This is a genomic window from Mesorhizobium sp. M1A.F.Ca.IN.020.06.1.1 (assembly GCF_004023265.1).
In the GTDB taxonomy this organism is placed as follows: Bacteria; Pseudomonadota; Alphaproteobacteria; order Rhizobiales; family Rhizobiaceae; genus Mesorhizobium.
This window is the reverse complement of record NZ_RZSR01000840.1, coordinates 1-2,670: the sequence shown is the minus strand read 5'-3', so window position 1 is coordinate 2,670 and position 2,670 is coordinate 1. Positions and strand designations below refer to the sequence as shown.

3 protein-coding genes are annotated in these 2,670 nt (G+C 63.3%); 1 reads left to right on the top strand and 2 read right to left on the bottom strand.

All coding sequences use genetic code 11. From position 1 onward, the window contains the following. A partial coding sequence (locus EOA60_RS27805; protein WP_164899584.1) for an EAL domain-containing protein occupies positions 1–595 on the bottom strand: 595 nt, incomplete at its 3' end. A 205-nt stretch (positions 596–800) separates the two neighbouring features. On the opposite strand from EOA60_RS27805, the gene EOA60_RS27800 reads away from it, so the two are divergent. After that, a complete protein-coding gene (locus EOA60_RS27800) occupies positions 801–2,003 on the top strand; it encodes a pyridoxal phosphate-dependent aminotransferase (RefSeq protein ID WP_095823236.1) in 1,203 nt (400 codons plus the stop codon). A gap of 64 nt (positions 2,004–2,067) precedes the next feature. On the opposite strand, the gene EOA60_RS27795 is transcribed toward EOA60_RS27800, so the two are convergent. Further along, entirely contained in the window at positions 2,068–2,463 is a 396-nt protein-coding gene (locus tag EOA60_RS27795) for a cupin domain-containing protein (RefSeq protein WP_066994518.1), read from the bottom strand. Positions 2,464–2,670: the final 207 nt, after the last annotated feature.

The window sequence follows — 2,670 nt, the reverse complement described above, 5'->3', positions numbered from 1 at the left end:
CCATCAGCTGCGTGATCCAGTTGGCGTCGAACTTGACGATGTCCGGCCGCAATTCCTTGATGCGGTTGATGTCGGATTCGTCGGCGCCGTAATCGTCGACGGCGATGCGGAACCCGTTGGCGCGCAGCGCCTCGACGAAGCTGTAGAGCGTTTCCTGCGAAGCCGATTTCTGCTCGGTGACCTCGCACACGATACGGCGCGGGTCGATGCCGGCCTCGTGCAGCACCAGCCGCATGTCGCGCAGCGCCTTGTCGACGATGGCGCGGTCGGTGAACACCGACGGATCGAAATTGACGAAAATCGACGCCTCTTGCGGCAGACAGCCGCCGGCGTTGAGCAGATGCAGCGTCCTGGTCAGCGCCTCGATATGCAGCCGGTCGCCTGCGGGGCAAGTGCCGAAGAAGCTCATCGGCGATTGCGGCTCACCGTCGCGGAACGGGCGGATAAGCCCCTCGAAGGCGACGAGCGAAAGCTTGCCTCCATCGAAGGCGAAGATTGGCTGGAAGGCGCTCTGCAGCGTGTAGATTCCCCAGACACCGCTTGAGGTGCCGTCATCATGACGGATGATATGGGCAAGCCCGATGCTGCGCGACAAAGGTCCCTCGCTCCGCAGAATAAGCGGAATTCGATCTGCCATCCTGCCAGCCAAGGGTTTACCGCTCGTTGATGAATTTATAGTTGCCGCTCACGCCACCTTGACCTCTGGATCACCCGACAATGCTTGCGCTTGGCCCGATGATGCGACATGAGAGGCGCCGCGGCCGCTCCTGGCCGCGCCCTTCTCTTGGAGACGCTCTGTCATGGCCTTTCTTGCCGACGCCCTTTCCCGCGTGAAGCCTTCCGCGACCATCGCGGTGACGCAGAAAGCGCGTGAGCTGAAAAATGCCGGCCGTGACGTCATCGGCCTCGGCGCCGGCGAGCCGGACTTCGACACGCCCGATAACATCAAGAACGCGGCGATCGAGGCGATCCGGCGTGGCGAGACCAAGTACCCGCCGGTCTCCGGCATCGCGCCGCTGCGCGAGGCGATCGCGAAAAAATTCAAGCGCGAGAACAATCTCGACTACCGACCGGAGCAGACCATCGTCGGCACCGGCGGCAAGCAGATCCTGTTCAACGCCTTCATGGCGACGCTGAACCCCGGCGACGAGGTCATCATCCCGCGCCCCTATTGGGTGAGCTACCCGGAAATGGTGGCGATCTGCGGCGGCACGTCCGTCTTTGCCGACACCTCGATCGACAACGGCTTCAAGCTGACGGCTGAGGTGCTGGAAAGGGCGATCACGCCGAAGACGAAATGGCTGCTGATGAACTCGCCGTCCAACCCATCGGGCGCCGCTTACACCGAGCGTGAACTCAGGGCCCTGGCCGACGTGCTGCTCAAGCACCCGCATGTCTGGACGCTGACCGACGACATGTATGAGCACCTGACCTATGGCGACTTCGTCTTCAAGACCATCGCCGAGGTCGAACCGAGCCTCTACGAGCGCACGCTAACCATGAACGGCGTGTCGAAGGCCTATGCCATGACCGGCTGGCGTATCGGCTACGCCGCCGGCCCGGTGCCGCTGATCAAGGCAATGGACATGATCCAGGGCCAGCAGACTTCCGGCGCCTGCACCATCGCGCAATGGGCGTCCGTCGAGGCGCTCAACGGCCCGCAGGACTTCATCGCCAAGAACAGGGCGATCTTCCAGGGGCGGCGCGACCTCGTCGTGTCGATGCTCAACCAGGCGCGCGGCATCTCTTGCCCATCGCCGGAAGGCGCCTTCTACGTCTATCCGTCCTGCGCTGAGCTGATCGGCAAGAAGACGAAGGCCGGCAAGGTCATCGACAATGACGAAGTCTTCTGCTCGGAGCTGCTCGACGCCGAAGGCGTTGCCGTTGTGTTCGGATCGGCCTTCGGCCTCGGCCCGAACTTCCGCATCTCCTACGCAACATCGGAGGCGCTGCTGGAGGAAGCCTGCACCCGCATCCAGCGCTTCACTGCGTCGCTGACCTGATCGGCAACGCCGCCATCCACAAAACCCGGCTTCGCGCCGGGTGCCGGGTATTGTTGGACGGCAATCAGCCGCCATACTGTTCGTCGGAGACCGCCTCGAGCCACTCGGCATGGACGCCGTCCAGCGCTTCCTGCATGGCGACATGCGTCATCGTGGTCTTCGGCCCGGCGCCGTGCCAGTGCTTTTCGCCCGGCGCGAAGGAGATGACGTCGCCGGCCCTGATCACCTCGATCGGCCCGCCCCACGTTTGCGCAAGCCCGGCGCCGGCCGTGACGTAGAGCGTCTGGCCGAGCGGGTGCGTGTGCCAATGCGTGCGGGCGCCCGGTTCGAAACTGACCAGGGTTGCCCTCAGCCGCGCCGGCGCCTCCTTCTCGATGATCGGCGTCTGCAGCACCTTGCCGGTGAAATACTTTTCAGGCGCGATGATCGTCGGCACGCTGCCGCACGCAATGATCTTCATCGTAGAAACTCTCAAATCGTTAGGGACCGGTCCGCCGCAGCGGGAGGTCAGTTTCTTGCTATATGGCGACCGACGCAATCGCCTTTGAGCGCTTGAGCCACCGGGCTGTTCGAAACCGAGCACAAAACCAAAGCCGGCGCATTTCCTATTTTCCTTGCCCTCTCCGCGAACCCGTGTGACGATGGCCTTGGCAGGCGGTGAGCAACA